This is a genomic window from Pirellulales bacterium, assembly GCA_035546535.1.
In the GTDB taxonomy this organism is placed as follows: Bacteria; Planctomycetota; Planctomycetia; order Pirellulales; family JACPPG01; genus JACPPG01.
Genome location: DASZWQ010000167.1, coordinates 1 through 21,802 on the forward strand (window position 1 = coordinate 1; position 21,802 = coordinate 21,802).

A 21,802-nucleotide genomic window follows, 5' to 3' on the forward strand; every position below is an offset into this window, starting at 1 on the left:
ATTCTCAGTAAACTCGCAAAGCGAATTCGACTTCGGTCGGACCAAAAGACAAGCCCGAAGCGCGAGCGAGGAGTCCATTCGTGGGTCGATCCCTCGCTGGCGCTTCGGGCTGGTGTGTTTGTAGGGTGCCCAGTGGGCACCAGCATCGAGTGTGGTCTTGGTGCGCACAGCGCAGCCTACTACCTACTGGCTGTTGTGCTTCGGCAGGAAGTAGCACAACAGCACGCCGCCGAAGTACAGGAACGTCAGCGGCAGCGCCATGAAGAGGATGCTGTACGGATCAGCGGGCGTGAGGATGGCCGAGATGATGAAGATCACCAGCACCGCCACGCGCCACTTCTCCATGTACGTGCGGATGTTGAAGATGCCGATCCGCTCGAGAAACAGCATCACCAGCGGCAATTGAAAGCTGATGCCGAAGCCGAGCGGCAACAGCAGCACGAAGCCCAGCCATTCGCTGATTCGCGGATCGGGGTCGACGCCCAAGCTGCTGTTGAACGTCAACAAGAAGCCGAGCACCGGCTTGAACACGAACAGATAAGCCGTCGCCGCGCCCAGCAGGAACAAGCCCAGGCTGAACGGCAAGAACAAGTGGACGTACTTCTTTTCGTGCGGATACAAACCAGACGCAACAAAGTTCCAGATCTGATAAAAGACCCACGGGCTGGAAAGGATCGTGCCAACGACAAGGCACGCCTTCAGCCAGATCGTGAACATTTCGGGAAAGCTGAAGCTCTTGGCGTGTACCCGATCGTCTTCGGCACCGGGATGGAACATCAGCACGGGCGCTAAGCCGGCCGAGATCAGGGGTTCGGCCGCTTCGGCCTGTTTGTCTTGCACAGCCGGCGGGCTCGTCGCCGTGGCCAAGGTTTCGGCGGGTTGGCTTTCTGGTTTCCGCTCGGCCTCGGCCGGCATCGGCAGTTTGCCGATCCACTGCGGGTTCAGCCGCGTGGCCTCCTGCCAGGCCTGGCGCGGATCGACATACATGATCTCGAACAGCATCCGATCATGGTTGACCAGCTGCACGATCTGCTCGTGCGTATAGGGAACGGGCAGGTTTTTTGATTGTCGTTCGGCGACCCACTCGTCGTACTTTTTGATCGAATTGCCGGCGTAGTACGTCTCCAACGCGCTTTCGAGCGGCCCCAGGATGATGCTGACCATCCAACTGCCAACGAACAGGCCCACGACGCATCCGGCGATCAGGCCCAACAGCGCCTTGAACAGCGCCACGCGCAACTCTTCGAGGTGTTCCCCGAAGGTCATCGTGGTATCTTGGAACAGGTCTTCGTTCGGTTTGGGCGTCATCGGCCAGCAAGGATACGCGATATAATCGGCAAAGAGGACTCGCGCGGCGAGCGGTCTATTCTACGTCTTGCGCCACGAAGCGCGGAAGAATCCAGCGGGCGCGACCGGGCGGGAATCGATCGGCAGGACCGAACGGATCGATCATAACACCCGTGGCGGCGCGGGGCAACTTGGCCGCCCGTCACGCCCTTCCGGCGGAAAGCATTCGCGCTCACAATAGTTCGCCATGACGCCTCTCTATCCTCTCCGCTTTCACCCGCTCTTGCGTCACTACATGTGGGGCGGCGAAAAGCTGCGCACCCTGCTGGGCAAATCATTCGATGATCACGCGACGTGCGCCGAGAGCTGGGAAATCTGTGATCGCGGGGCGGATCAAAGTGTCGTCGCAGCCGGGCCGCTGGCAGGCACGACGCTCGGCGAGCTCGTCATCACGCGCGGCGCCGAACTGCTGGGAAGGCACGCGCCACAGCCTCGATTTCCGCTCTTGTTCAAGTTTCTCGACGCCCGGTTGAAGCTGTCGGTGCAGGTGCATCCCGATGACGAACGGGCCAGCCAGCTAACGCCGCCCGACCTGGGCAAGACCGAAGCATGGGTCGTCATGGATGCCGAGCCCGACGGCCTGATCTACGCTGGCTTGAAGCGAGGGTTCGATCGCGCGGCACTCGCGCGCGAGATCGCCCGCGGCACTTGCGAGCTATGCCTGCACAGCTTTGTACCGCGCGCTGGCGACTGCATCTTTCTACCCGCGGGCGTCGTGCATGCGCTCGGCGGTGGCTTGCTCGTGGCCGAGATTCAGCAATCGAGCGATACCACCTGGCGCCTGTTCGATTGGAATCGCCTCGGTCCGGATGGCCGGCCCCGCGCACTGCACATTGCCGAAGCGCTCGACGCGATCGATTATGCGGCCGGCCCGGTATCACCTGTGCATCCGGCCGCCACGGAGAAGTCGGCGGTCGAGCGGCTCGTCGAATGCGATCCGTTCGTGCTCGATCGGTGGCGTTTGTCAGAACGGTACGAGCTACGTGACGATGATCGTTGCCATATTCTGGCGGTCGTCGAGGGCGCGGTTGAAGTCTCCGACGACGCCGCGCAGGTGCCACTAAAACTTGGCGAGACCATGTTACTGCCCGCCCGCCGCGCTGCGACTTCAATGATTCCAAGACCCAGCGCGATTGTTCTGGACGCCTTCTTGCCGTAGTTTCCTCGCCGGCTGGATATACCGGTAAATCGCCGCGCCGCAACTTCAAGCCGCGCTCTGCGCAACGACGATGCTGACCTTAGACCAATGACTTTAGTCCGAGGCGACCGGATTTCGCTCGGGTAACAGCAGCACGAGCGTGGGGCGATACGGAAACGCTTGATTGCTTGCACAGGCAGGGCTCGTTGGCGCCACGGTGGGCTCCCGACGGCGGAAGGGGGAAAACCTTGATGCGTGGGAAATGCTTGACCGTGGCAGTGATTTTGATGATGGCGGTGGCCTTTGCGGCCGTGTGGGCAGGGGAAGCGCGGGCGGCTGGCGGCATCGCGCTGCCACGTCTCTTCAACCCTCCTCCACCGCGCGCCCAAGTGGCCGACGCGCAGGTGTGGGATCCTTACGTGCTTCCCGAGACAAGTGTTGGTCCGCCCGATCGCGCCGCCAACGTGCGGCCGCGCGATTTTCTGTATCCGCCTCCCGAGGCTACGCGAGTGCGCGTCTGGTACGGCGCACCGGGCACCTTCCCGCGGCCTCAACCACAGTTGCATTCGTGGGCGCCGGTGGACTATCCGAATATCAGGAAGCGGTTCATCTCCTCGCGACGCACCGCGCCGGCCGGCGTACCCGTCGAGCAAGGACCAGCGCTGGAAACACCGCCCGAGGGCGATGATTCCAAGACGAATGACGCCGAAGCCGTGCCGGCGCGGCCGGTCAAGCAGTCGGTGTTGCGTGCTCCTCGTCCACCTGGCGGGACAAACGCGCCGGACTTTTGAGCCCACTTCAGCGACCACGACATCATGAAACGGGAGAAGGCGGCTCGTCGCGCGGTTTAAAGCGCGGGGCTGGCACCTCCCGTTTTCGTTTGCTGAACTTGCAAGTCACCGCGGCGCTACTACGGTCCGCTCGCCTGCCAGCGATCGGGTGTGTATCCGGCGCCGGTCTTGATATCGATCGAGCGGATGGTCGGATCCGTTTGCGGCGGCGGTAATAGGTAATCGCGTGGCCGGGCGCTGCCGTCGTCGTGTGCCGTATACGGATCGGGATAGGGATCGAAGCGCTGGGCGCGCGTGCGCTGTTGACGCGCGGTACCGGGCGCGAACCAATCGGGGCCGGCGACATCGGAGCAGCCTACGGCCGTGGCCAGCGCTAGCGCAATCAGGGCGGCGGCGATGCGTCGCAAATCGAGCCTCGCAATGGTGTGACGGGACGCAGATTGTACGCACGCGGCGGCTTTTGGGAAAAGAGGAAATGCCGCCTGCTAGCGGTGCGCAAGCGGATTGTTGAGCCCCACGAGAGCGTCCGTGGAATACCGGGCCGTGCCGACTTTGCTAGCATGAAGGGTGTCGCAATGCTGCTTTCGTCAGGAGACAAGTCCATGATTACTCGCGCCCCTTACGTCCAAATCAATCGGCCGGCCTATGATGCGCTGGCCGCGGTCGGAAAGCACTTCACGAGCATCAGCCCGAAGTTGCGAGCACTCGTCGAGCTGCGCGTCTCGCAGATCAATGGTTGCGTGTACTGCGTCGATTTGCACTCGCGGCAGGCGCGCGAGCACGGTGAAACTCAGCAGCGGCTCGACTGCTTGCCCGCCTGGTATGAATGCCCCTTCTTTGACGACGCGGAGTGCGCGGCGCTTGCCTGGGCCGAGTCGCTAACGAATATTTCCGCGACGCACGCCCCCGATAACGTCTACGAGGCCCTGACCGATCATTTCAACGAGCAGCAGATCGTCGATCTGAGCCTGATCGTGGCCACGATGAATGCCTGGAACCGGCTGGCGATCGGCCATCGATCGATGCCCCCTAAACACTAGGGAAAACCGAGGCCGCATAGCGACCTCCTGCCGGAATCGACGGGCATGGAGTATGCTAGACAGTCCCGCGTCGACAGCAGAGTAACCTTTCGGACACTGTGCCAGGGTTGGGGCGCGGTCCATACCACCGACAAGCTGCGTTGATGCGCGGGAAAGTACCTGGTTAAGAAGATGAAACGTACACGCGGCGCCTACAAATCGGGACTTCCCTCGCGGCCGCGGCCGGCCGAGAGCGCTGCGGACGGCGACGCCGGTGCACAGGCCGAGCGTTTGCAAAAGGTCATGGCCCGGGCCGGCGTCGGCAGTCGACGGCAGTGCGAAGAATTGATCGCCGCCGGCCGTGTACAGATCGACGGTCGTGCCGTGACCGAGTTGGGGACAAAGGTCGCGCGGGGCCAGCAAGTCGTGGTGGACGGCACGCCGCTTGGTAACGTGCGGTTGGTGCATTACGTCGTTAACAAGCCGGTCGGCGTCGTCTCGACGAACTTCGACCCTTCGGGCCGGCCGCGTGTCATTGACCTGTTGCCGCAAATCAACGAGCGGCTGTTCGCCGTCGGCCGGCTCGATATGTCGAGCGAGGGGCTGATCCTCGTCACCAATGACGGCGAACTGGCCAATCGCCTGGCGCATCCGCGCTACGGCGTGGAAAAGACGTATCTTGTGCAAGTTGCAGGCACGCCCGATCGCGAAGTGATCGCGACACTGCGGCGGGGCGTTCACCTGGCCGAAGGGCTGGCGCGGGCCACGCAAGTACGCGTAAAGAAAACGCTGACGCACAGCTCGCTTTTGGAAATTGTCTTGAGCGAGGGGAAGAATCGCGAGATTCGCCGCATCCTGGCCAAAGTGGGCCACAAGGTGCTGCGACTCAAGCGCATCGCCATCGGACCGGTGCGATTGGCGCAGTTGCCCTCGGGTGAATTCCGGCCGCTCACGCCCGAGGAATTGAAAGAGCTGCGCGGGCATCGGCCCTGTAAGCCAGCGGCGCGCAAACGTGCGGTCGCCAACGCCCGGCCGCATTTGCGGCCCACCGGCGTTCGAGCGAACGCGATGCCGGCGCCGTCGAAACAACCAGCGAAGACGATGAAACCCGGTACCGGCACGATCATCCTTCCCGACGAAGAGCGCGAGGCGAAGGGCTTCGCAAGGCGCGAAGAGCGCGCGCGCCGAGAAACCCCCGGCAGCGGAGCGGGGCGGACGCCGCGCACGACTGTCAAAGTGCGCGGGCGTGCCGCTGACGCTGGCCCGTCCGGTCCGGCGACGCGACACAAAAAGCCAGGCGGCTCGAAATTCCGACGCAAGCACAAAGGGCGACGCGGCTAATGGGCCTCACGGATGCGACCTGCTTTGCCGACCGGGCACGCTACAGAACCGTCGTCGTGCGCGAGAACGTGAAAATCGCCCGCGACACGTACCGCGTCCGCTTCGACTGTCCCGAAATTGCTCAGCAAATCGTGCCGGGGCAGTTTCTGATGATGCGGCTTTCGGAGTGCAATGATCCGCTGCTGGGCCGGCCGCTGGCCTTCTATGACGTGGTGGTCGATCAGAAGGGCATACCCGTCGGCCTCGACGTCGTCTACCTGGTGGTGGGCAAGTTTACCTCCCGGCTGGCGCGAGCCTCGGCCGGGCAACAAATCGACGTGTGGGGACCGCTAGGGAATGGTTTCACGCCGCGGCCAGCCGGGCACTTGGTCATGGTCGCGGGCGGAATCGGCCAGACCCCCTTTCTGGCGCTGGCGCGCGAGTACCTGGGGACGTACGTTTTCGGCGATCCGCCGCGTGCTGCCCAGCGGGCTGAGCGCGTCACCCTCTGCTACGGCGCTCGCAGCCAGGAGTATCTGGCCGGCCTCGAAGATTTCACCGCGGCTGGCGTGCGCGTGCTGACGAGCACCGACGACGGATCGGCCGGCCGGCACGGCCTGGTGACCGACGTGCTGCGCGAGGTGATCGCTGCAGCGCCCCGGCCAAGTCATATCGTCTGCTGCGGGCCCGAGCCGATGATGCACGCCGTGGCCGAAATCGCCAAAAGCGCGCAGATCTCTTGCGAGGTCTCGCTCGAGTCGCCGATGGCATGCGGAATCGGCATCTGCTTCAGCTGCGTGGCCAAGGTGCGCGACGCGAGCGGAGGCTGGGACTACCGGCGCACCTGCGTCGAGGGTCCCGTCTTCGATGCGGCCACGATCGAGTTCTAAATAGTTCTCGAATTGTCAGTGGACGGATGCCGCCTCTTTTGGTTGGATGCCTTGGCGTCTTCGCCATAAAATCTGCCCGGATTTTCGTTCCGGCGCGTTCCCGCCAGGCACTAATAGGGGTGGAGTATGTCAGAAACGGCTTTATCGACCGATCGGGTGCTGATTTCGCCCACGGACGACGAACTGCTGGCGCGGTTTGTCGCTTCGCGAGACGAGGAGTCGTTCCGCGCGCTGGTCGCTCGGCATGCTCCTTTGGTGTGGCGCGTGTGCAGGCAGGTTAGCCGGCAGCGGGCCGATGCCGAAGATGCGTTCCAAGCGACGTTTATTGCCCTGGCCCAGCGCGCCGCGAGTATTCGGCAACGAGCGTCGGTAAGTGGCTGGCTTTATGCAATCGCCCAGCGCACGAGTTGGCGGCTGCGCGTGGAGGCACAAAGACTTCGCGAGCACCCCATTGTGCCCGAGGTTTCGCAAACCAATCAATCACTGTCCGGGGAAGAGGCCCTGGCGTTGCATGCCGAATTGGGGGCTTTGCCGCGAAAATATCGCGACCCGCTTGTGATGCGCTACCTGCAGGGAGAGTCGCTCGAGCAGATCGCGGCAACACTTGAGGTCAGCCCGCTGGTGGTGAAGGGACGGCTGCAGCGCGGCAAGCGCGAGCTGCGGGCGCGATTGGCATTGCGTGGCGTCACGGGGCTGTCGCTGGCAGCACTGGTCGCGCGAACCAATAGCTTGGCCGCTGAGGCTGTTCCTCAAACCGCCGGAATTGTCGAGCGAGCGAGCCAGATCGTACCAGGTGTTTCAGAATCAGCGGTGCCGGCCGGCAGGTTGGCTCGGCGCGCTGCCACCGCTGGTGGAAAGGAGCTAACGATGATCATCCGCGTTATCGAAGCGCTTACCTTGGCGGGCGCGGCAGCCGTCCTGGGGCTGGCGGTACCTCAGCGCGAGGCGGCAACCAATCAGCAATCCGCCGCTGCGCCACCGGCCGTGCTGACGGCCTTCGCGCCAGGCCCGCAAACCCTCTCGTATGGCGATGGTACGCCCGACGGCAAAAAGAGCATCGCGGGCACGGGGGAAATGATTCGCTTTACGGCGCCTGCGGACAAGAACTCGTTGACCGGGATCGCCGTGCACGGCGCCCGATATGGCTATCCACAGCCGCCGAACGAGGATATCAAGATCTATGTCCTGGCCGAGGACGGTAAGAAGGTGTTGCGCAGTGAGAAGGTTCCCTACGCACGTTTCGAGCGGGGGGAATCACGTTGGACCGAGCTCAAATTCGGGCAGCCGGTCGAGGTGCCGAAGTCATTCTGGATCGTCGCCGACTTCGACGCGGCGCAAACCAAGGGGGTCTACGTCAGCTACGACACCAGCACCGGCGGCCAGCACTCGCGCACCGGGCTGCCGGGCCAAGAGCCCAAAGCTATCGCCTTCGGCGGCGATTGGATGATCCGCGCCTACCTCGCCGAATGAGGATGCTCTTGCGTGACGCCGAAGGGCCGCGCGTACGATGCCACGTGGAACGGGTTCTAAATCGGAACGGCATGGACGGGATTCTCTCGTTGCGCAGACGGGCGCGACTCCTACGCACCTGGTGCTTGAGTTGTTGCCCCTTGGTTACGTCGACGGTATTTCGTGCGCGCACCCATCGCGGCTACTCCCAGCCCCGATAGCAATAGCATGCCGGTGGCCGGTTCGGGTGCCCTTACGGTGACGCTGTTGATCATGACAAGATTGTCCATCGTGATCTGGGTGGCGGTGTTGAGGTCGAAGTTTATTAAGGGAATGTCGGTAAAAGCCGAGCCCCAGGCGCCGCTGATGTCAAAGGTGGGCACGGCGGCGATGGCGTTAATGACGTCCATGCCGCTCCCCAGCACATCGCCAAAAACGGTAAATCCACCGTTCTGATTGTTGAGATTTGACGAGTTGTCGACCAGGTTGAAGAACCATTCACTCGTGGCACTGTTGGGATCGTTACCGAGTTTGGCCATGGCGATCGTGCCTGCCACGTTCGACAGGTTGAACTCGTTCTGAACGGGTGCGTTCTGCGTGATATGGCCGGGCGGGGTACTGGGAAGAAACGGCGAGCCGGTGCCGCTGTAGCCGCCACCTTGAATAATGAAATTGGCCACCGACCGGTGAATGATGGTGTTGTTGTACGCGCCGCTATCGACATAGTTGATGAAGTTCTGCACCGTGAGCGGGGCAACGTCCGAACGCAGCTCGACTTGAAACGAGCCGAGCGAGGTATTAAATGTCGCGATCGGCAGGGCATGCGCCTGGTTCGCGAGGGACAAGACCCCAAACACGGGAACCAGCGACAAGATCGTGATGCGGCGAATCGTTTGTAAAGAAGCGGAGATCATGGATCCTCGTCAAAGGGGGAAGGACAGCGGGCGCGCCGTGATTGAAAGCGCGATGCAGAAACAGCCGTGTGTTGCGGAAGGAGCCGGTCCGCGGCGTGCAGAACCTCGCCTTTTCGCAGCTTCGTTCCGTATCCGCGGCCGGTTGCGCGACACATCCAGTAATGTGCGCAAGGGCAGCCCGTTGAGGGGAAACGAGGTGCGACGGTGGGTGGCCGGCGGGCGGCTCTAGTCCGTCTGCTTAAGAGGTCGTCGCAGTAGCAACCACCGAAAGAAAAAAACTCTGGCCCAGCAACCAGCGCCAGCCTGCCGGTATCTTTGCCGCCGTCGCCTGCCCACGATGTCGGACTTGCCCAGTGCCGGTTTTTCTGGCTGACCCCTCGACTATAGATGCCGAGCGACCGATTGACAAGGATTTTTACGGAAATTTTGGGGGATCGGGCGGCATCCGTTCCTGGGGGAGAATCCACGTTTTAGAGCTACTGGCAGCGGCCCATTTCACAGGGTTCCTTATGAGTCCTACCGTGGGAAGCCATCGATCCCCCGGCCATCGGTCTGCCGCCATCGGCATCCGTTCCTCGGGGAGAATCCACGTTTTAGAGCTACTGGCAGCGATCACCGCGAACCATCGCCGTAGCGCGCCGAGAGGCCGATCTTGCCGGTCAAGTGAATTCGCCTTCACTGCTGACATCCTTCAGGAGCGAATGCAAAAAAACCGGACGGCCTCACGGGCTCGTCCGGCTCTCGATTTCAGTTCAGTCTTAATGGTCAGGTGGGAGCGGGCGGGACGGGTTTCACAGGAGCGGCGTTACTTCCTCATCCCACCCCACTCCCTCGGACAGCGATCCTCGAGCACCACACCTCGCTCGGGAATCGATTGACCGCGGTTGATCGCGGCGACGCGATGATGACTAGGTGGCGGGCTGCACCGCGGTGCGGTCGACGCCCGTCGCGTTGTTGTCGCGATTCACATCGTTCACTTCGCCGTGGCTGTCGACGAACACGAACAGCTTGGCGAACTCACTGTGCGCGTCGCTACCCATGTCGAAGGCCGTGGCCGGCAGCCGCAGATCGACACTCGTCACGTCACTCGTCGCTACCGAGGAGATACGGCTTTCGATCGTCGGCAGATTCGTGGTTAAGTTCGCATCATCAGCCGCAATAAGCGCCACGTTGAACGCATGATCCACGGGCGAGGTGCCGGCGTTGCGAAACGAGACGCGATAGCGAGGTCCGATTTGCTTCGCGGCATCACCGTTGTCCAGCAACCGCACGTCGATCAGTTGCAGATCAACGCCGGCCACGGTCGCGGCTGGAGTCGCCGCAGCGACTGTGGGAGCAGTGGCTGGCGACGAATCCGCGACCATCGTTGTGCCGCCGTACGAGCCGCCCGAGTAGCCACCGCCATAACCACCGTAACCACCAAACGCGCCGAGACTGGCGAACAGAGGCCAGAAGCCCCAGCCGCCATACGGATGGCACTTGCCCGAGCCCATTCCGCCCGACCCGGTGCCACCAGTTCCGCTGCCGCCCGTGCCACCTGTGCCGCTCCCGCCATTTCCAGTGCCACCGTTCCCTCCGGCGAGTCCGCCGATTGCCGTGATCGGATGCGAGGGAAATCGGGAAATTGCACCGCCCGCACCGCTTGTGCCGCTTCCACCATTACCTCCAGCGAGTCCGCCGATCGCCGTGATTGGTTTCGCTGGAAATTTCGAGATTGCACCACCGACGCCGCTCGTCCCTATGCCCCCGTTACCTCCGGCGAGTCCGCCGACTGCCTTGATCGGCCCAGTCTGAAACCGGGAGATTGCACTTGTCGGGCCGCTCGTACTTGTGCCACCAGCACCGCCGGTGGATCCGCCGTTTGCCTTAAAAGGTTGGTTGATATTGGTGATGCTATTGTTGGTGCTGCCGATTATCGTCGCCTTCACACTACCGTTCTTGACGATCGAACTTGGACTGCTTTGCAACGACCCCTTGTTGATCAGGCTCGTATTGGCGCCCGCGAACTGGACGGCCTGCGAGGTCTTCGGTGTCGAGTTGAGCTTGCTAAGAGTCAAGTTCTTCGAGCCGAGGTTTGACGACGTGCGGGCCATGCTCGAGAAATTGTGGCTAGCGCCGCTGCTGCCCATGTGCCCCATACCACCGCCGCCACCACCACCGCCATGAGCCATCACCGGCGATGCGCCCGACAAGGCGCAACCGGCCACCGCTGCCATCGTCACGAACCACTTCGCCTTCACCAGTGAGGTCTTCATCGCTTTGCTCCCCAGGTTTAAAGGACTCGATGTTTATCAGCCGTCTGCCCTTATCAGCGGAGAGTCGGCCTGGATGTTACGCCGAGGGGTCGAAACGGGCGGAAAAGCCCCGGAGACGCGGCAGAAAGGAGAACCGTGCCCGCCCTAACCTGTTTCGCCCAATGGCGATAAGTTGGCGGGAGGGCCCGATGGCCGCGAATGGAGATGGGGCCAGAGTTTGCAAGCCGGGGCACCACAGCCTTGGACTCGCGTCAACGGCCCTAATTCACGCGGGCCGGCTCAACCGGATCGTGGGGCGTCACGGCAGGCCGTTGGATCGGCCGTTCGGTGGGGACGCGTTCCTCGATTGCCGCGTCGCCAAAGTCATACATGCGGAACGTCTTGCTGCGGTGCAAACCGGCTTTACGCATCCCGCCGATGGCCAGCGTGTTGGTTTCCGAAATCCAGGAGAATTCCGCCTCGGCAAAACCAAGCTCCAAGGTCTTGGGCAAAAGTGATCGCAGCAGCACCAGCCCTAGCCCCCAACGCTGATATTCAGGCGCCACGGCCATCGCCAAGACGCAGAATCGCTTCAGGCCACGGCGCGACAGCAATCGCAAGAAGCCAAAGGGCCAGAGCCGGCCGTCGATCTGGCGGATGCGCGGGTTGTAATCAGGCACCCCGATCACGGCTCCCGCCAGTTTACCCTCGACCTCGGCCAACAGCGCGAACTGTGGCTCGATCAGGTGCCGTAACGAACTCATCAGGTACTCGAGCTCGGCACGCGCAAGCGGAACAAAGCCCCACATGCCTTCGAGCGACCGATTGAACAGTTCCAGAAACCGATCGACGTCGCGGCTGCTGCGCGAGGTGTCAAGCGGCCGAATCACGGGTTGCCAGCGTTCTTGGATTTGATCGGTCAGCGGGTCAAGTCGTCGTTGGAAATCCGGCAGCTCATCGCGGTAACCGAGGAAGGCGAACATGTCATGAGCCTTCCGGAAGCCGTAATCCGTAAGCAAGCGCGGGTAATAGGACGGATTATACGGCAGCGAAAATGTCGGCGGGCTATCGAAGCCGTCGACCAGCATACCGCTCACGTAATTCATCGAAGGATTTACTGGACCACGCAGACCGTACGCGTCGTGCTCTTCGAGCCATTCGCGCGCGGCGTCGAACAAGGCACGCGAGACCTGGCAATCGTCGACGGCCTCGAAAAAACCAAAGAAGCCGCGGCGCTCGTGAAATTCGTGATCGTGCGCATGATTGATGATCGCGGCAATCTGACCAACGACTTCCCGGCCGCGCCAGGCGAGGAACGTTTGAATCTCGCCGACGTGCCGAAAGGGGTGCGGGCGATAGCCCAACAAAGGGGCCTGCGACGATCGCAGCGGAGGAACCCAGTTCGGGTCGTTGCGATAGAGCGACCACGGAAAACGCATGAACCTGCGCCGGTCGAGCCACGACGTAACAGGCTGAATGCGAAGGATCGACATAAAGGGCCGGCAGGAGGAAGGGGCCGCAATCTCCATGTTAAGCTGGCAAACGGTGCGCCGGCAGTAAAAAATGCGGCTCTCGCGCCATCAAGTTGGATCGTGGGAGGGCAGGCCGATTCGACGACAGACGGCGCCTCGCACTTTTTCTTACGAGCCGCCGGTTTCGAGAGGTCGGTTTCCAGCCCGGCCAGGCGGTCGCCTGTCGCAAAAGTCAGCAATGGGCGGACAGGGCTCGATTTCCTAATGGCCGCAGCGGCTGCGTGGGTCGAACCCACGGCCCGTCTGGGAAGAGCGAAGAGCGCGCGGCCGGTAAAGCGGTGGCCCAGCCTGCAACCGCGTGGCTGCCTCAGCGAATATTCAGCAGCGTCAGACGGACCAGATTCAGAGCCTGTTTCGCCGCGCGGGCTTTCAGGATGTCGGGGCTGCCAAAGTGCGGCACCGAGCGCGTCGTTACCTCGTCCGCTGCAGCCAACGCCAGGAATAAACGCTGCGGCGTCTGCTGCTTGGTGATCGCCGCGGGAAACTGGCTGACAGCCAGCGCCAGATCGGCTCCCGATTGTTCCCGGCAGCCACGGGCCATGGCTTCGACCACCTCCGCGCTAACCGGGGTATGTGTGGCGATCAGCGCGGGCTCGACATCTAGCAAGCGAACGAGCGATGTCTGGTTGGGAACGACCAGACCGCCCAGATAATTATCTTCCTCGTTCTTGCCCGCATCATGCAGGCGGTCGGCCAATAGCCCGCCCGTTCCCCATTCGGCTGTGGCCAGAGTCAGACCGTGCTGACGCAATAGTCGAAGAACGGCATCCTCGAGTTCGTCGTCCTCTTCTCCGAATACGACGTCCCCCAAGCACTCGTAAATCGTGGCCACGGTGGGTTCAGCCAGTGCGCGACATTCTTCGTCGCTGGCCCCCTGGGTGGTGATGCGCAGGGTGATCGTGGCTGCGCTGACCGTGATACCGACGCTGGGAACGCGGCCCCGGCGAATCAAGTCGGGCAGGCGCCCTTCCAGCTCGCTTTCGCTGAGGCCAAAGCACTTGATGCGGCGATGGCGAATCACCTGCGGCGCGCCGCAGATGCGCACCAGCTCGGGCCGCACTGTTTCGTCCCACATGCGGAACATTTCCGATGGCACCCCAGGGAGCGCGTACACCCGACAAGGTGCGCGCCCCTCGCGGGCAATCTCCTGGGCAATGCCTGGCGCGGTACCGGTTGGATTCGGAATGATGCGGCTGCCGCGCGGAAACAGCGCCTGGACTTTGTTCTTCTCGGGCATGTCGCGCCCGAAGCGAGCGAAGAGAGCGCGAATCTGCTCGACAATCTCGTCGTGCATTTCCAGCTCGACGCCGGCCAGCTGCGCCAGGACCTCGCGCGTCAGGTCGTCGGCGGTGGGCCCCAAGCCGCCGGTGGCAATGACCACATCGGCTCGCTCGCTGGCAGCGCGGAAGACATTGACGTTGGCCGCCAGATCGTCAGCAACGGTGGTGTGGTAAAGTACCCGGATGCCGATTTCGCCCAGTCGCTCGCTCAACCATTGGCTATTGGTATCGAGACGCTGCCCGCTGGTCAGCTCGTCGCCAATGGAGATGATTTCGGCATCCATGTCGCGCCCAGGTTTTAGTCAAGAAGCTTACTGAAGTGTCCGGCGTCCGGTTTGGCGTATTCTGGCAGGAATTCACGGTTCGTCCAGCGGCTGCGAGGTACGCTTGTGCGGCGAATTTTCCGGGTGCCGACGCGTCGCGACGCGAAGGCTTGCCTCGATTCCGTATGCTTAGGAAGAACCGAATTGCGTCGACCACGCGCGACCAGGATTTAGTGGCAAGGGGGATTCAGGGGCGAGGCCATGGACAACGACAAGTCGACGATCGACGACCGCGATGAACCTCGGGCGACTCAGTCGCCAGAATCCCCTGGCCAGGGAATGCCCTCGCTAACCGTTCTGCAAAGCGCGACCGGCGCGCAGGTGCGCGACCCCGTTTGTGGCATGACCGTCGATCCGGCCAAGACGCCGCACAAGCATGCGCACGCCGACAAGACGTATTACTTTTGCTCGGCCGGCTGCGTGAGAAAATTCGCCGCCGACCCCGCGAAGTATCTTTCTGCCAATCAATCGGCCATTGCGACACACGATCACGAGCACCACGCGGGTGAAGCGCATCATGCGAACCCGCACGCGCCGGCCAGCAAGGATGCCGAGTTCACCTGCCCGATGCATCCCGAAGTGCGGCAGATCGGGCCGGGCTCCTGCCCTATTTGCGGCATGGCTCTGGAACCAGTCGATATCACGGCTGCCGGGGAAGACCATTCCGAATTGCGCGACATGCGGCGGCGGCTGTGGATCTCGGCCGCATTGACAATCCCACTGTTCGTGATCGCGATGTCCGAAATGATTCCCGGCGCGCCTCTGGCGCATCTGCTCAGTCCGCGCGTCTCGGCATGGGTGCAGCTCATTCTGGCGACGCCTGTCGTTACGTGGGGCGCCTGGCCCTTCTTCGTTCGCGGGTGGAATTCGCTGCTGACGCGCCAATTCAACATGTTCACGCTGATCTCGCTGGGTGTCGGCACGGCTTTTCTCGATAGCATCGTGGCCACGGTCGCGCCGGGCGTTTTTCCGGAATCCTTTCGCGGACACATGGGGGAAGTCGGCACGTACTTCGAGTCGGCCGCCGTGATCGTGACCCTGGTGTTATTCGGCCAGGTGCTTGAGCTGCGGGCCCGCAGTCAAACCTCCAGCGCAATCCGCAGCCTGCTTGGCCTGGCGCCGCGTACGGCGCGCAAGATCGACGGCAGTGGCGAGCATGACGTGCCGCTGGAAGAGGTGCAGCCAGGCGACCGGTTACGCGTAAGGCCGGGGGAGAAAGTGCCTGTCGATGGCGTGGTCGTGGAAGGGCATAGCAACGTCGACGAATCGATGATCACGGGCGAACCCTTGCCGGTAGCGAAGGAAAACGGCTCGCCTGTCACCGGGGGAACAGTGAACGGCACCGGAACGCTCGTAATGCAGGCCCAACGCGTGGGGCGCGACACGCTCCTGGCGCAAATCGTGCAAATGGTCGGCGAGGCGCAGCGCAGTCGCGCGCCGATTCAACTGCTCGCCGATGTGGTCGCCAGCTATTTCGTGCCGGCCGTAATGCTCACGGCCGTGGCCACGTTCCTGGTTTGGGGCTGGTTAGGGCCCGAGCCACGGCTTGCCCATGCCCTGGTCAATGCGGTGGCAGTGCTAATTATTGCCTGTCCCTGTGCACTGGGGCTGGCCACGCCGATGTCGATCATGGTTGGCACGGGGCGAGGCGCGACGGCGGGAGTGCTCATCCGCAATGCCGAGGCGCTCGAGCGATTGGAAAAGGTCGACACGTTGGTCATCGATAAAACCGGGACGCTCACCGAGGGGAAACCGCGCGTCGTAAGCATTATCGCCGCCGAGGGTTTTGCCGAGGACGAAGTATTACGCCTCGCCGCGGACCTGGAATTGGCCAGCGAGCATCCGTTGGCAGCCGCCATCGTTGCTGCCGCGCGCGAGCGGGGCTGGTCGCCCGTCGCGGCTCTCAACTTCCAATCGACCACGGGACAGGGTGTGGCTGGATCGATCGACGGACGCAACGTGTTGCTCGGTAATCTGACGCTTCTGGAAAACGCGAGAATCGAAGCGGCGATGCTCGCCAAGCGTGCCGACGAATTGCGCCGGCAGGGGCAAACGGTCATGTTTCTGGCCGTCGACGGTCGCGCGGCAGGTTTGATCGGCGTCACCGATCCGATTAAACCGTCGTCGCGCGAGGCGGTCGACCTGCTCCGCGGCCAAGGCCTGCGGTTGGTAATGCTAACCGGTGATAGTCGTGCTACGGCCGCCGCGGTCGGCAGCCAATTGGGACTTGTAGATATCGAGGCCGAAGTGCGACCCGAGCAAAAGAACGCTGTCATTCGCCGGCTGCAGAATGCAGGAAGGATCGTCGCCATGGCGGGCGACGGGGTCAACGACGCCCCGGCGCTGGCCCAGGCCGATGTCGGCATTGCCATGGGCACGGGGACCGACGTGGCGATTCAGAGTGCTGGCGTAACCCTGGTGAAAGGCGATCTGCGCGGCATCGTGCGGGCACGTCGACTCAGCCATGCCACGATGCGCAATATTCGCCAGAATCTGTTCTTTGCCTTCATCTACAATGGGGTCGGCGTGCCGATTGCGGCCGGAATCCTCTATCCTGTGTCCGGATTACTCTTAAGCCCGATGATCGCCGCGGCCGCCATGAGCTTCAGTTCGGTATCGGTCATCGCCAACGCGCTACGGTTGCGTCGCGTGAAGTTGTGAGCCAGACACCGATGCAAAATCAGGTACGCCGCCTTGGCCGAGAGTAGCTCACGTCCCGACTGGCGGTTGCCACGCGGCGTCACGCGGGCATTGGCGGAGCACGCCCAACTGTCCGACGTGGCCCTGGCGTACGACGAGCGCTTTTCCGTCGGCGACGGCGGCGAGCTGGATGAGAAAATTCTTAACAAGTATGTGCAGCCGCCCGGCCTCGTCGTGGATCTGGGATCCGGCGCGGGGCGGTTAGCCGTGCCGCTGGCGCGGCGCGGGCTGCGCGTTGTCGCCGTCGACCTGTCGCGACCGGCGCTTAAGGCTTTGCGGGCACGGAGCGACTTGGACGGACTTTCCATCGAATGCCTGGTTGCCAACCTGGTCGAGCTGGACGCACTGCGCGATGGCACCGCGGACTATTGCATCTCGATGTTCAGCACGCTGGGCATGATCCGCGGGCACGAGAATCGTCGCCAGTTTCTCCGGCACGTGCGGCGCATTCTCAGGCCCGGCGGACGATTCGTTCTGCACGTACACAACCGCTGGTATCACCTGTGGCAGCAGCAAAGTCGCGGCTGGTTCTTACGCAACCTTTTCCAAAGCCTGACGCGACGCGACGTCGAGGCTGGCGACAAATACTTCACCTACCACGGCGTGCCGAACATGTTCGTACACGCTTTCACGCGCCGCGAACTATTGAGCGACCTGCGGTCCGCCAGCTTGCGTGTCGAGACGCTCATTCCGCTTTCCATCGAGCGCCGGCACCCGTTGAAAATGCCATGGCTGCTTGGTTCGATTCGGGCCGGAGGTTGGATCGCAGTCTGCAAAAGGCGATGATCGCCAGGTGATGAGTGCCAAGTTGGCCGGACACCGCACCGTGCCCTCGCGGTCGAAATCTGGGCGGTATGCACTTCCGAACGTAACGCTTTTTCGACCTGTACCGGAAACCGCTCTTGCCAGACCTTGTCGGGCCGAGCGTTTTCGAACCACCCGTAAAAGCCCCGTGCGGCGCGACCTATATATAGAGTGCGCCGGCATTTGACTACCTGGATCAGCCGACCGGACGCGCCGCCCCAGGCCGCGGCCGAAGAATCCTCTGGCGCTCGGCAAACCGTCTCATCGAGGTGACCTCAGTGCCAGCCGACAGTGTGATCGACACGTGTCCGGAAAGCAGGCAATTGGCAGCTCTGTTTGCCGGCCAGCTTCCGACGGCGGAGATGGCGCAGCTGCTGCGCCATGCGACGTCCTGCGAACATTGCCTGGCGCTGATGCGCAGCGCCGGCCTCACTGGCGATGAATCATCGGCACCACGAAATCCTGGGAGCGATACGGTGAACGGGGAGAAGGCAATGTGGGCATCATCCGCGACCGGAACGCATCAGGATGCTCCGCGCTCGGCGGTGGCCGATACGCCCACGTGCGACGCGCCGCCAACCTGGCGCCATATGCTGGCGCCCGCGCAGCAGAACGACGAACTCGGCCGCCTGGGTGGATATCGCATTCTGCGCGTGCTGGGCGAAGGTGGGATGGGAGTTGTCTTCGAGGCCGAGGATGTCACGCTCGACCGACGCGTGGCCATCAAGGTGCTACGTTCGGGAGACATCGATCTGCCGCAGCGCAAACGCTTTTTGCAAGAAGCGCAGCTCGTGGCCTCGCTCTCGAGCGATCACATCGTCACGGTACACCAGGTCGGCGAAGAGTCAGGCTGCTTGTTCATCGTCATGGAGCTGCTGCGCGGCGAGACGCTCGACACGCGATTGCGCCGCGAGGGATCATTGCCCGTCGCCGAAGCGCTGCGAATCGCCCGAGAAGTTGCCGAAGGCCTGGCCGCAGCGCATGAAAAACAACTCGTCCACCGCGATATCAAGCCCGCCAACGTGTGGCTCGAAACACGACGTGCGGACGAACCGGCGCGGCGCATCAAGCTGCTTGATTTCGGCGTGGCCCGCCCGCTGGCGGTTCACGAGCATCTCACGATCGGCGGTCAGATCATCGGCACGCCGGTGTACATGTCTCCCGAGCAGGCGTGCGGCATGCCCGTCGACGAACGCTCGGACCTGTTCTCGCTCGGCTCGATCATGTACGCGATGCTGGCGGGCAAGTCGCCGTTCGAGCGACCAAGCTACTTACACGTTTTGAAAGCAGTGGTGGAAGAGCACCCTACGCCGTTGTCGGAAGTCATGCCCGGCGTGTCGCCCGAAGTCGAGCGGCTGGTCAAGCGGCTGCTGGAAAAAGACGCGAAGGCGCGTCCGGCGAGCGCGCGGCAGGTGGCCGATGAAATTCGCCGCCTGGAACAGAGCTTTACCTGCAGCGGTATGGTGCCGCCGCAAATCTCGGCGGCCACTTTGCGCGCCGGGAAATTCCGCCAGCATTTGAGTTGGGGCGTGTGGTCCGGCGTGTTGGCCATCGTGGCGGCGGCTTCCATCGGGATTCTGTCGCAATACCATCGAGTGCTTGAACTACGACATCACGACGACGTCGAGGGCGCGGTCGTTGCGTCAATGACATCGGACCCGGCCGTGGGTGTGCCCCAAGGCAAACCGCGTGTGACTACCGCCGCGGCGGCGGGCACCTCGGGTTCATCGTCCGGTGCGTCAAAGGTAAATACCGGCGGGGAAAACAATGCCACAGCGGCCAGCGGCGCCGATCCACAACCGTTGCCCGACGCCGCGGCGCCCGCCAACGAACTGCCAACCATCAAGATAGGCATTATCCACTCCCTGACCGGGCCCATGGCCACAAGCGAACGCGCCATTGTCGACGCGTTCTTAATGGCCGTGGGCGAGATCAATCAATCGGGTGGACTGCTCGGTGGCCGACAAGTCGAGGCAATCGTGCGTGACGGTAAGTCGAACGAGAACATCTTCGCCGAGCAGGCCGAGGAGCTGATCACCAAGGAACACGTGGTAACCCTTTTTGGTTGCTGGAGGTCCCCTTGCCGCAAGCTGGTCGAAGCCGTGTGCCGTCGACACGATCATCTTCTGATTTATCCGACGACTTACGAAGGGATGGAAGAATCTCCCTACGTGATTTACATGGGGGGGGCTCCCAATCAGCAGATCCTGCCGGCTACGAAGTGGGCCTTTGCCTTTCTCGGCAAGCGCAAGTTCTTTTTGATCGGCGCCGACGGCATCTACTCGCATTGCGCGCACGAGATCATTCGCGATGAAGTCGCGGCCTTAGGGGGTCGAGTCGTCGGCGACGGTTATCGGCCGCTCGGCGACACGAATTTTTCCGAGATCGCGCGGCAGGTCGCGGACTCAGGCGCCGACGTCGTCATGAACACGGTCAGCGGTACTGGAAACATCAGCCTGTTCAACTGCCTGCGCGAGGCGGGGGTAACGGCCGAAGCAGTCCCCACGATTTCGTTCAAAGTCACGGAAGAGGATCTGCAGTACATCTCGGCACACGATCGCGACCTCGTGGGCGATTATGCCGTCTGGAATTACTTCCAAACGGTCAACACACCGGACAACATCGAGTTCCTCGCGCGCCTGCACGATCGGTATGGCCCAGCGCGCGTCGCCACTGATCCGATGGTCGCCGCCTACACCGGCATGCACATGTGGGGCTACGCCGTCGACGAGTGTCAATCCGACCGGGTGACAGACATTCGTGCCGTGATGGGGCATCAGACGCTCAATGCGCCCGAGGGGGCCGTCGAAATCGACGAAAGAAATCGGCACGCGCGGCGCGCGGCAATGATCGGGCGGATCGGCGAGGACTTGCAATTCGACATCGTGTGGAGTTCGCCCAAGCCGATCGTGCCCGAGCCATTTCCCGCTTCACGCACACCCGAAGAGTGGCAAAAGTTCCAGGAGCACTTGTACCGGGAATGGGGCGGCAACTGGCGCGCGAGTGCGCCCCCGAAATCCCATGGGAACCGCGCTGCGAGCGGCCGATGATCGAATATAAATCCGAACGCTGGTGGCGCACGACGTTCGCCTTCTACGGCACGGTCCTACCGAACGTGCTGGGCCGGGTTGGCGTGCTCACCGCGTTGAGCCTGATGTTGTGTGTGCTCGACGTACACGTCTTTCAGCCGCACGGCTTTCCGCTGCCTTCGCTCGATCAACTTGGGCATTCGGTGCTTGGCGTGGCGATGAGCATGTTGATCGTGTTTCGCACCAACTCATCGAACAACCGTTATTGGGACGGTCGCACATTCTGGGGCGTGTTGGTCAACGGCTCGCGCAACCTGGCGCGACTCGGCTCGCGCTATGCGGGGCCAGCCGAGGATCTCGCGGCGCTTATCACGGCCTACGTCACCGCGGTCCGTGAGACGCTGCGCGGCGGTTTTGATTATAAGAGCATCGTAAATCTGGTGCCGGGCCGACTGGCAAGGCAAGCCGCCGCGGCCTCGAATCCGCCCACGGTGCTCGCCGGCGCCATCAGCGATTGGATTCACCACCACAAAAGCGACGGACGTATCGGAGAGTACGAGGCGATGGCCATGGAGCAAGTGCTCAATTGCATGGTCGACGCCCAGGGGGGCTGCGAGCGGATCCTGAGAACGCCGCTTCCCTTTGTGTATGCGTCGCTCATTCGCCAGTTGCTGCTGATTTACTTGGGGTCGCTTCCCTTTGTGCTCGTCGGCCGGATGGGCTATGCGGCGCCCTTGGTCGTGGCCGTGGTCTCGTTCGGTATGCTGGGGATCGAAGAAGCGGGCGCGGAAATCGAGCGGCCTTTTGGCACTGATCCCAACTGCCTGCCGCTCGAGCAAATCTGCACGACCATCGCCCGCGACACGAAGACCCTTTGTACTCCATACGAGACGTCGGCCGTTTAGCGGCACGCGATGGAATATACTGCCAGCCGGGTGCGCATCGCGGAGAATCTCGCGAACCTGGCGGCGCCCCGCGCCGTCTCACGGATAGTTGGCGGATTTCGAAGTGATCGGCCGGCGGCCGGCGGAT

Annotated in this window: 16 protein-coding genes; 10 read left to right on the forward strand and 6 right to left on the reverse strand. The window is 62.6% G+C overall.

Going from position 1 to position 21,802, the window contains the following annotated elements; translation table 11 throughout:
• Window positions 1-183: 183 nt before the first annotated feature.
• Window positions 184-1,308 (reverse strand): twin-arginine translocase subunit TatC, encoded by a 1,125-nt coding sequence (tatC, locus tag VHD36_19700; GenBank protein HVU89563.1) that lies wholly within the window; start codon window positions 1,306-1,308, stop codon window positions 184-186.
• Between the two features lie 226 nt (window positions 1,309-1,534).
• Here tatC and VHD36_19705 point away from each other — a divergent pair, with 226 nt between their 5' ends.
• Both VHD36_19705 and VHD36_19710 read left to right on the forward strand, forming a co-directional pair.
• On the forward strand, window positions 1,535-2,506 hold the full coding sequence (locus VHD36_19705) for a type I phosphomannose isomerase catalytic subunit (GenBank protein HVU89564.1): 972 nt from the start codon (window positions 1,535-1,537) through the stop codon (window positions 2,504-2,506).
• Window positions 2,507-2,736: 230 nt separating this feature from the next.
• Window positions 2,737-3,276, forward strand: a complete 540-nt coding sequence (locus VHD36_19710) for a hypothetical protein (GenBank protein HVU89565.1) — start codon at window positions 2,737-2,739, stop codon at window positions 3,274-3,276.
• A gap of 119 nt (window positions 3,277-3,395) precedes the next feature.
• On the opposite strand, the gene VHD36_19715 is transcribed toward VHD36_19710, so the two are convergent.
• A complete protein-coding gene (locus tag VHD36_19715; protein HVU89566.1) occupies window positions 3,396-3,683 on the reverse strand; it encodes a hypothetical protein in 288 nt (95 codons plus the stop codon).
• 195 nt (window positions 3,684-3,878) lie between these two features.
• Between VHD36_19715 and VHD36_19720 the strand changes: the two genes are divergently transcribed.
• The 4 genes from VHD36_19720 to VHD36_19735 all read left to right on the forward strand — a co-directional run bounded on the left by VHD36_19720 (window position 3,879) and on the right by VHD36_19735 (window position 7,975).
• Window positions 3,879-4,316 carry a carboxymuconolactone decarboxylase family protein gene (locus VHD36_19720; GenBank protein ID HVU89567.1) on the forward strand — a complete coding sequence of 146 codons (438 nt, stop codon included), beginning with the start codon at window positions 3,879-3,881 and terminating at the stop codon, window positions 4,314-4,316.
• Window positions 4,317-4,487: 171 nt separating this feature from the next.
• Window positions 4,488-5,636 carry a pseudouridine synthase gene (locus VHD36_19725; GenBank protein ID HVU89568.1) on the forward strand — a complete coding sequence of 383 codons (1,149 nt, stop codon included), beginning with the start codon at window positions 4,488-4,490 and terminating at the stop codon, window positions 5,634-5,636.
• Entirely contained in the window at window positions 5,636-6,505 is an 870-nt protein-coding gene (locus VHD36_19730; GenBank protein ID HVU89569.1) for a dihydroorotate dehydrogenase electron transfer subunit, read from the forward strand. Before VHD36_19725 ends, VHD36_19730 begins: the two co-directional genes overlap by 1 nt.
• A gap of 126 nt (window positions 6,506-6,631) precedes the next feature.
• Window positions 6,632-7,975 (forward strand): RNA polymerase sigma factor, encoded by a 1,344-nt coding sequence (locus VHD36_19735; GenBank protein ID HVU89570.1) that lies wholly within the window; start codon window positions 6,632-6,634, stop codon window positions 7,973-7,975.
• 110 nt (window positions 7,976-8,085) lie between these two features.
• Here VHD36_19735 and VHD36_19740 read toward each other — a convergent pair whose 3' ends face one another.
• From VHD36_19740 to VHD36_19755, 4 genes are all read right to left on the reverse strand, one after another.
• Window positions 8,086-8,868, reverse strand: coding sequence for a peptidylprolyl isomerase (locus tag VHD36_19740; GenBank protein ID HVU89571.1), 783 nt, complete (start codon window positions 8,866-8,868; stop codon window positions 8,086-8,088).
• 908 nt (window positions 8,869-9,776) lie between these two features.
• A complete protein-coding gene (locus VHD36_19745) occupies window positions 9,777-11,123 on the reverse strand; it encodes a hypothetical protein (protein ID HVU89572.1) in 1,347 nt (448 codons plus the stop codon).
• Window positions 11,124-11,383: 260 nt separating this feature from the next.
• Window positions 11,384-12,541 (reverse strand): GNAT family N-acetyltransferase, encoded by a 1,158-nt coding sequence (locus VHD36_19750; protein ID HVU89573.1) that lies wholly within the window; start codon window positions 12,539-12,541, stop codon window positions 11,384-11,386.
• A 400-nt stretch (window positions 12,542-12,941) separates the two neighbouring features.
• Window positions 12,942-14,198: a CinA family nicotinamide mononucleotide deamidase-related protein gene (locus tag VHD36_19755; protein HVU89574.1), complete on the reverse strand. Its 1,257-nt coding sequence runs from the start codon at window positions 14,196-14,198 to the stop codon at window positions 12,942-12,944.
• Between the two features lie 240 nt (window positions 14,199-14,438).
• On the opposite strand from VHD36_19755, the gene VHD36_19760 reads away from it, so the two are divergent.
• The 4 genes from VHD36_19760 (at window position 14,439) to VHD36_19775 (ending at window position 21,675) form a co-directional block, all read left to right on the forward strand.
• Window positions 14,439-16,898 carry a heavy metal translocating P-type ATPase gene (locus VHD36_19760; GenBank protein HVU89575.1) on the forward strand — a complete coding sequence of 820 codons (2,460 nt, stop codon included), beginning with the start codon at window positions 14,439-14,441 and terminating at the stop codon, window positions 16,896-16,898.
• A gap of 33 nt (window positions 16,899-16,931) precedes the next feature.
• Entirely contained in the window at window positions 16,932-17,723 is a 792-nt protein-coding gene (locus VHD36_19765; GenBank protein HVU89576.1) for a class I SAM-dependent methyltransferase, read from the forward strand.
• 512 nt (window positions 17,724-18,235) lie between these two features.
• Window positions 18,236-20,791: a transporter substrate-binding protein gene (locus VHD36_19770; protein HVU89577.1), complete on the forward strand. Its 2,556-nt coding sequence runs from the start codon at window positions 18,236-18,238 to the stop codon at window positions 20,789-20,791.
• On the forward strand, window positions 20,788-21,675 hold the full coding sequence (locus VHD36_19775) for a bestrophin family ion channel (GenBank protein HVU89578.1): 888 nt from the start codon (window positions 20,788-20,790) through the stop codon (window positions 21,673-21,675). The genes VHD36_19770 and VHD36_19775 overlap by 4 nt, the downstream gene beginning before the upstream one ends.
• Window positions 21,676-21,802 lie beyond the last annotated feature (127 nt).